The 8,061-nt window shown below is 68.4% G+C and carries 5 protein-coding genes; 2 read left to right on the top strand and 3 right to left on the bottom strand.

The window, feature by feature from the left end; all coding sequences use genetic code 11:
• Positions 1 to 74: 74 nt before the first annotated feature.
• Positions 75 to 743, bottom strand: a complete 669-nt coding sequence (lipB, locus tag ACTHQX_RS11870) for a lipoyl(octanoyl) transferase LipB (RefSeq protein ID WP_440157570.1) — start codon at positions 741 to 743, stop codon at positions 75 to 77.
• Positions 744 to 905: 162 nt separating this feature from the next.
• On the opposite strand from lipB, the gene ACTHQX_RS11865 reads away from it, so the two are divergent.
• A complete protein-coding gene (locus ACTHQX_RS11865) occupies positions 906 to 2,897 on the top strand; it encodes a serine/threonine protein kinase (RefSeq protein WP_440157572.1) in 1,992 nt (663 codons plus the stop codon).
• Between the two features lie 21 nt (positions 2,898 to 2,918).
• Here the strand turns inward: ACTHQX_RS11865 and ACTHQX_RS11860 are convergent, their stop codons facing one another.
• Complete coding sequence (locus ACTHQX_RS11860; protein ID WP_440157673.1) at positions 2,919 to 3,812, bottom strand: TIGR01777 family oxidoreductase; 894 nt, start codon at positions 3,810 to 3,812, stop codon at positions 2,919 to 2,921.
• Positions 3,813 to 3,885: 73 nt separating this feature from the next.
• On the opposite strand from ACTHQX_RS11860, the gene ACTHQX_RS11855 reads away from it, so the two are divergent.
• The gene (locus ACTHQX_RS11855; protein ID WP_440157574.1) at positions 3,886 to 7,518 is read left to right on the top strand and encodes a S41 family peptidase; all 3,633 of its coding nucleotides are present in this window, start codon (positions 3,886 to 3,888) and stop codon (positions 7,516 to 7,518) included.
• A 96-nt stretch (positions 7,519 to 7,614) separates the two neighbouring features.
• On the opposite strand, the gene ACTHQX_RS11850 is transcribed toward ACTHQX_RS11855, so the two are convergent.
• Entirely contained in the window at positions 7,615 to 8,043 is a 429-nt protein-coding gene (locus tag ACTHQX_RS11850) for an OsmC family protein (protein WP_111903455.1), read from the bottom strand.
• Positions 8,044 to 8,061: the final 18 nt, after the last annotated feature.

The following is an 8,061-nucleotide window of genomic DNA, read 5'->3' as shown; positions in this document are numbered from 1 at the left end:
CGGTTTGCGTTCCACCGGGGTGGCCGCATTGCGCTGCTCGATCCGCAGCATTTTCCGGCCTTCTGGTGCCAGTGTCACAGGAGTGCTCCTTTGGGGGTTGCAACTAGGGCGTCTTCATTGTTGCGCAGTTCCTCGGTGATCCGCGAAACGAGATCGGCGGGAGATATGTCGCGGCCCGTTTCCTGGGCGATGGTGGTCACGCCGGCATCGGTGATTCCGCAGGCGATGATCTGGCCGTAGGGAGCGAGGTCGTTGTTGCAGTTGATGGCGAAGCCGTGCATGGTCACGCCCTGGCTGACCCGGATGCCGATCGCGGCGATCTTGCGGGCAGGACCCTTGGCATCCTCCTCGATCCAGACACCGGCGCGCCCCTTGATCCGGACTGCCGTGATGCCGTAGTCCGCGAGCACGGTGATGATCACGGCTTCCAGACGTTCCACGTAGTCGCGGATGCCGGCCTTGTTCTTCAGCTTGATAATCGGGTATCCGATGAGCTGGCCCGGCCCATGCCAGGTGAGCTTGCCGCCGCGGTCCACCGGAACGACGGGGGTGCCGTCGAAGGGCCGCTCGTGATCCTCGGTCAGCTTTCCGGCCGTGTAGACGGCGGCGTGTTCCAGGAGGAGTACCGTGCTGGGGGCCTTGCCGGCCAGGACATTTTCATGGATTTCGCGCTGGAGGTCCCAGGCGTGGCTGTAATCGACGAAATCCGGGGCAAGACCGAGCTTTGTGAACTCAAGAGTCATGCGTTCCAGCTTAGACCTCAGGCGGTGTCCTGCCCGAGAGTGTGCCCAAGCTCTCATGCCTCCCCGGTCACATTCCGCGCCGTTCCTGCAGACGGCCAAGCGCCCGGGCCTGCCTGTGGATAACTTCTGCAGAAATTGCAGCTTTCCGGTATTCCTTAAGCCATGGACCAGTACAGCTTGGAAAACCACAGCCTGGAAAGTCACAGCCTGGAAAACCACAACGGGAACATGCGCGGCCCCGCGGGAGCGGCACCTGCCGTCCAGGGCTACTCCGTATGCCGCTGGCTGGGCCGTGGCGGCAGTGCTGAAGTGTGGCTGGTTTCGCAGGACGCCACCGGCGTGAAGCTTGCGCTGAAGTGCTTCGGCCGGCCGTCAGGCACTGTTGAATCCGGTGCTGTCGCAGCAGGCGCTCTTGAATCCGGCACCGTTGAATCCGGCGGTGTTGAATCCGCCGCTGCTGGATCCGGCGCTGCTGACTCACGGCCTGCTCTGACGCGGGAGGAGGATGTCCGCCGGGAACTCCTGGTCATGTCCCTGCTTGACCACGAGCACCTGGTCAAGGCCTATGGCGTGGTCACGGTTGATGAACCCGGCAGAACTGATCAACCCGGCCGGACGGATGAACCCGGAGAGGGCAGCTTCGGCCTGCTAATGGATTACGCGGCCGGTGGCTCGCTCCAGCAGCTGGTCACGGCGAGGGGCACCCTGAGTGTGGGCGAGACGGTAACCGTCCTGACGCCGATCGCGCAGGTCTTGGGCTATCTGCACGGAAAGGGCTTCACGCACTCGGACGTCGCACCCGGCAATGTACTCTTCACCGCCCATGGAAAGCCTCTCCTGGCAGACCTCGGGGTGGCCCGGATGGTGGGGGACTCATCGGGCGTTCCGGATCGGCGCACCTACGGCTTTGCTGATCCGGCACCGGTGGACGCGGTCCGGGCCGGACTGCAGCCGGAGCGTGACGTCTATGCAGCCGCCGCTCTGGGCTGGTACTGCCTGACCGGACAGCCTCCTCCGCCATCCGCGGCCAGACCACCCCTATCCCTGCTTGTTCCCGACGTCCCGGCCGAGCTGGCAGCGGCGCTTGAAGCGGGGCTCAGCGATGACCGGCGGCAACGCCCGGCGGCCGCCGACCTTGCCACGGCGGTGTACCGCAGCGCGGCGGCGGCACCTGTGGACCTGTCCCGCTCAGTGGATGGCACGGTCCTACCCGAGTTGCTGACACGCAGGCCTGTCCCGCCATCCGGCGGACGGTTGAGGAAGCGCCTGCTCGCCTGGCGAAGGCGGTTGAAGACCACGGGCTGGGGGAGAGCCCTGGGCCGGCTGTCACCGCGTGGAGCGCCGGCGGGAACGGTCCACGCTCTCTCGCTCCCGCACGCGGCTGTCAGGCATGCCGGAGCCGGGAATGCTGTCAGGCACGCGGCTGTCAGGCATGCCGGAGTCAGGAATGGTGTCAGGCGCGGGGCGCTCCGGCAAGCTGCTGCCAGCCACGCGGCGGGCAGGCACAGGACAGCCACGCACGGCAGCCGCCGCCTGGCAGTAGCTGGCAGCGTGCTCGCTGCGGCAGTGCTCGCCGGCGCCGGCCTTCTGGGGCGGCCCGGAGCGGCGCAGGAGTCGGGCCCGGTGGCGCAGGAGTCGGTGCGGGAAGCGGGCCTCCCGGCGTCCGGTTCCGGATCCCCGCAGGGTGCCGGCCTACTGGGTGATGTCCTGCCCGGTGATGTCCTTCCTGAAGATGCCCTGCCGGATGATGTCCGGCGGCGGCTCACGGCGAAGGATCCGGCGGAAGCGGTGCTCGGCCTGGCGCAGCTGCGTTCCCTGGCTCTGCGGGAGGGCAGGCTGCACTTGCTCGATGACGTGAACGCCCCGAACACCCCGGCGCAGGCTGCCGACAGACGGATCCGCGCAGGGCTGCAGGAAAACGGGACAGTGCTGGCCGGGTTCACCACGAGCGTGTCCGGGGCGCGCCGCCTGCCCGAAAGCACGCCTGCGCGGGCGGTGGTGGCGGTGACGTCGTCGGCCTCGGCCTACGAGGAGCGAACCGCTGAAGGCACTATTGTGGCCACCGGAGCACGGCAGCGGGATATGAGGCTGCGGCTGGTCCTTGTCCCGGTGGAGGGGTGCTGGCGCATCGCGGACATCCTGCCGGGGGACTGAATCACCAACTGAACCGGACAGCTAGTCTTCGCTGGCCACCCACCCGGCGGCCAGCGCCACCGACGGATGGTCCCACGTGAACCCGCTGTCCCGGAGCAGTGTCGGCTCGATCCGCTGGCTCGCGAGCAGGAGTTCGCGGGCCAGTTTGCCCATGACGAGGCGCAGCACAGGAGCCGGCGCGCGCAGCAGCGCAGGTCGGTGAAGCGCCTTTGCGAGCCCGGCCACGAGGGTGTTCACGTCGGCGGCTTCCGGTGCCGCAACGTTCACGGGGCCCGAATTCCCGGATGTAAGGAGGAACCCGAACGCTGAGGTGAGGTCGGGGAGGGTGATCCAGGGCCAGAACTGCCGGCCGTTGCCCAGCGGACCGCCAATGCCTGCCCGCAGCAGGGGCAGCAGGCGTCCCATGGCACCTCCTGACCTGCTCAGCACCACTGCGGTCCGCGGGGTCACAACCCGGACCCCGGACGGGGCCTCGTGGGCTGCCGTTTCCCACTCAACGCAGATGCGCGCCATGATGCCCTGCCCGGCGGGGGAGTTCTCCGTCAGCAGGGAGTGCCCGGCGTCGCCGTAGTAGCCTGCGCCGGACTGGCTGATGAAGGTTCGGGGTGGCGAGTCGAGGCGGCGCATCGCTGAGGTAAGAGTCCGGGTGGGGTCGAGGCGCGACCGGAACAGCTCATCGATCCGATGCGGTGTCCACGGCCGGGCGCCGATGTTCGCGCCGGAAAGATTGATGACGGCGTCGGCTCCCTCAAGGGAGGCCGGGTCGAGGGTTCCCGTGGCGGGATCCCAGCGGATTTCCGACGGGGACGACGGCGGCCGCCTCACCAGCCGGACGACGTCGTGCCCGCCGGAGGTGAGGCGGGAGGAGAGTGCGGTTCCGATGAGCCCTGAGGCGCCGGCCATGACGATGCGCATGATCCATCTCACCATGCCCGGCACGGCAAGGCACCTCCCCGCTGGCTCATGTCACGTTGACTATGATCGAACGATGACCTCTTCGAGTTACCTCCGGTTCCCTCATGTTCACGGCGATCTGGTCACGTTTGTGGCCGAGGACGACGTCTGGATTGCCCCCCTCACCGGCGGCCGCGCCTGGCGTGTGTCCTCGCTCCAGCTGCCGGCCCGCAATCCGCGCTTTACGCCGGACGGAACGAAGCTGGTCTGGACGGTCGTGCAGGGGACGGCCCCCGAGGTTGTCATCGCCGATGTCGACGGCGGGGGGTACCGCCAGCTGACTTTCTTCGGGCACAGCACCACTCGGGTTAAAGGCTTCACCCCCGCGGGGGACATCGTGGTCACCAGCGCGTTCCGCCAGGCCGAGAGCCGCCACACGCACGCTTACCGGCTGTCCACGGACGGCGGCTGGGCCGAGGAGCTCCCGCTGGGACCGGTCGAGTCCGTGGCGTTCGGGCCGGAACTCGGGGACGAAAAGCCGGTGGTGGTGGGCAGCGTGCTGTCCCGCGAACCGGCCTGGTGGAAGCGCTACCGCGGCGGCACCGCCGGCAAGCTCTGGATCGACGGCGACGGAAACGGCGAGTTTGAGCGGCTGCTGCCGGAGCTGGACGGCAATTTGGCCGATCCCATGTGGGTCGACGGACGCATTGCCTTCCTCTCAGACCACGAAGGCTATGGCAACCTGTACTCGGTCCTGCCCGGTGGCGGGGACCTGCGGCGCCACACCGATCACGAGGACTTCTACGTCCGCCACGCCTCCACGGATGGCAAGCGCGTGATCTTCGAATCGGCCGGTGAGCTCTGGTTCCTGCATGACCTTGGGTCCGAGGCCGTCCGGCTGGAAATAACTCTTGGATCGGCGTCCCAGGGCCGCCGTCCCTCGCTCCTCAAGGTCTCCAAGCACCTCGGCGACGTCCGGCCGGACACCGCAGGGGAAGCCAGTGCTGTGGAGGCCCACGGAACCATCCACTGGCTCCGGCACAAGGACGGACCGTCCCGCGTGGTCGAAGCAACCGCCGGCGTGCGCGCCCGCCTGCCCCGTCCGCTGCCCGACGGCCGCATCGCCTACGTGGCGGACCACGACGGCGACGAGGCCCTGTTCATCAGGGAAATCGCCCCGCAGGTCCCGGCGCACGACGCCGCAGTCCATGCGGCCGCAAAGGCCTCAGCGGCGGCCAAGACCGGCGCTGCCCCGGAGAGCGCACCCGCCGGCGATCAGCCGGAAGCTGCGGCACCGGCAGTTCCCCTGCCCAGCCCTGTTTCCGCCGCCGGCGTCGCGGGGCCCCGTGTTACAGCTGCCGGCGCCACCCACCCGGTGGCCGATGACGCGGCGGCCGACCTCGCCCCGGCGGAGGCAGCAGCCGGGGGTGCGGGCGGAACAACTGCCGGCCAGGCAACTGGCACCGTTGCGGCAGCATCAAACCCGCTCACGGTCCGGTTCCCCAGGCCTTCACGCGCCAGCGCCATCGAAGCCAGCCCCGACGGCCGCTGGATTGCGATCGGAACCGCTTTCGGCGACCTGTATATCGCCGACACCAAGGACGGCACGCTGACCGCGGTAACCAGCATCGGCGAGGGCAGCATTGAGGACCTCGCCTGGTCGCCGGACTCCGCCTGGCTCGCCTGGTCTGAACCGGTGACGTCCTTCGGGTCACGCAGCCGCCTGCGCCTGGTCCGCGCCGGGGCCCCGGAGGCCAAGGCCGGGGAAGCAGCCATTGTGGAGGTGACGGACGGGCGCTTCCGCGACGAATCGCCGTCGTTCTCCCCGGACGGCAAGTTCCTGGCCTTCCTTTCCAACCGCAGTTTCGATCCGGTCTATGACGGCCATTCCTTTGACCTTTCCTTCCCCAGCCCGATCAAGCCCTACCTCGTGGCACTCGCAGCGGACACTGCTTCGCCTTTCGGGCCGAGCGTCGCCTTGGCGGATGGCTTCAACGGGCAGGGCGAAGCAGCACAGTCAGGTGCAGCAAAGTCAGATGCAGCAAAGTCAGATGCAGCCAAGTCCGGCGCAGCCGCCGAAGGCGAGACGGCCCCGGCCGCCGTGAAGGTGAACGCCGAAGGCCTCGCCCACCGTGTTATCAGCGTCCCGGTTCCGCAGGGCAACTACTCGGCCCTGACCGCAGCCGACGGAGCGCTGCTGTGGCTCGACAGCGCCCTGGCCGGCGTCACGGGGGAGGGCAGGGCGAGCCTGGAGGACAAGAACGCCGCCCCGAGCCTGATCCGTTTTGACCTGACCAAGCGCAAGAGCACCACCCTCGTGGACTCCCTGGACAGCTACGGCCTGTCCGGCGACGGCAAGAAGGTGGTCCTGGTCCACGACAAGCAGGTCCGGGTGGTGCCGTCCGACGCCAAAGCCGACGAGGACTCCGGCCAGCTGGTCAAGGTGGACCTCACCCGCATCCGCGTCCTGATGGATCCGCTGAGCGTCTGGGGCCAGGCGTTCGACGAGGCATGGCGGCTGCAGCGTGACTTCTTCTGGACCGAGGACATGGCGGGCCAGGACTGGGAATCCATTCACGCCCGCTACCGTCCGCTGGTGGAGCGGCTCGGATCGCATGACGACCTGGTGGACCTGCTGTGGGAGCTGCACGGGGAGCTCGGCACGTCCCATGCCTACGTGCGCCCGGCGGCAGCCACCGAAAACGGCAGCAACGGCCAGGGCCGGCTCGGTGCCGACCTCGCGTTCAACGGCGAGGGCTGGGAAATCGAGCGCATCCTGGCCGGCGAATCGTCGGACCCGCTGGCCACCTCGCCGCTGACCCGGCCGGGCGCCGACGCCAAGGCCGGGGACGTCCTGCTGGCAATCGACGGCGTGCGCCTCACAGAGTCGCTGACCCCGGCCATGCAGCTGGTGGGCGCGGCGGGACGTGCGGTGGAACTGACCATCCGCAACGGCGCTGGCCACGGCCCGGCAGCCGGAGCCCAGCGCCGGATCGCGGTGGTCCCCATCAAGGATGAGGAACGGCTGCGGTACCAGGACTGGGTAAATGCCAACCGCCGCACAGTACGCGAAGCGTCGGACGGCAAGTTCGGCTACCTGCATATCCCGGACATGCTGGCCAACGGCTGGGCGCAGCTCCACCGCGACCTGGACACCGAGACTGCGCTGGATGGCCTGATCGTGGATGTGCGCCGCAACCGCGGCGGGCACACCTCCCAGCTCGTGGCCGAACTGATCGGGCGGAAGGTGACGGGCTGGAGCATGCCCCGCGGCGAAAAGCCCCGGACCTATCCGCACCACGCGCCGCGCGGTCCGGTCATCATCCTGGCCGACGAATTTGCCGGTTCGGACGGCGACATCATCACCCAGGTCTCAAAGCTGCGAGGCATCGGCCCGGTGATCGGCACCCGCACCTGGGGCGGCGTCGTCGGCATCGACAACCGCTTCACGCTGGCCGACGGGACCGGCGTGACCCAGCCCCGCTACGCCACGTGGTTCGGCGGCGGCGTGGGCTGGAGCGTCGAAAACCACGGCGTGGCTCCGGACATCGAGGTGACGTTCCCGCCGCACGCGTATGCTGCCCGCCGGGACCCGCAGCTGGAGTCCGGCATCACGGCGCTGAAGGAGATGGTGCAGGAGCTGCCCACGGACCGGCCGCCGGCCCGCGAGGGCTACCGCCGGCTGCGCCCGGAGCCGCTGCCGGCCCGCCGGCACAGCCAGGCATAGCCAGGCATAGCCGAAAAGCATAAGGGCCCTGTTCCCGACTGGATTTACCAGGGGGAACAGGGCCCTTTCTGATCCTAAATGACCAGGGCTTTAAGATCAGGAGGCCAGCGTGGCGTCCAGGGTGATCTCGATGCCGGTCAGGGCCTGCGATACCGGGCAGCCCTTCTTGGCGGATTCTGCGATGCGCTGGAAGTCCTCCTCGGAGATGCCGGGGATGCGGGCGTTCAGCGTCAGGTGGCTGCCGGTGATGCCGGTGCCGGGCTGGAAGCCGACCTCTGCCTTGGTGTTTACTTCGTCCGGGGTGAAGCCGGCCTGGCTCAGCTCGTGGCTGAACGCCATGGAGAAACACGCGGAGTGTGCCGCGGCAATGAGTTCCTCGGGGCTGGTCTTGCCGCCTGCCGCTTCGGTGCGGGCCTTCCAGGTGACGTCGAACGTGCCGAGGCCCGAGCTGTCCAGCGTGGTGTTGCCTGAACCCTCCGTCAGGCTGCCGGTCCATACAGTGTGCGCGTTGCGTGTTGTAGCCATGTCACTCCTCAACGTTGA

It is taken from the genome of Arthrobacter sp. SAFR-023 (genome assembly GCF_051965295.1).
Classification (GTDB): domain Bacteria; phylum Actinomycetota; class Actinomycetes; order Actinomycetales; family Micrococcaceae; genus Arthrobacter.
The sequence above is the reverse complement of the archived record's forward strand: the minus strand, read 5'-3'. Positions and strand labels throughout refer to the sequence as shown.

What these genes read in the sequence shown, in the direction of transcription:
- lipB (WP_440157570.1), bottom strand. Translation starts at nt 743, where the DNA reads ATGACTCTTGAGTTCACAAAGCTCGGTCTTGCCCCGGATTTCGTCGAT.
- ACTHQX_RS11865 (WP_440157572.1), top strand. Translation starts at nt 906, where the DNA reads ATGGACCAGTACAGCTTGGAAAACCACAGCCTGGAAAGTCACAGCCTG.
- ACTHQX_RS11860 (WP_440157673.1), bottom strand. Translation starts at nt 3,812, where the DNA reads ATGCGCATCGTCATGGCCGGCGCCTCAGGGCTCATCGGAACCGCACTC.
- ACTHQX_RS11855 (WP_440157574.1), top strand. Translation starts at nt 3,886, where the DNA reads ATGACCTCTTCGAGTTACCTCCGGTTCCCTCATGTTCACGGCGATCTG.
- ACTHQX_RS11850 (WP_111903455.1), bottom strand. Translation starts at nt 8,043, where the DNA reads ATGGCTACAACACGCAACGCGCACACTGTATGGACCGGCAGCCTGACG.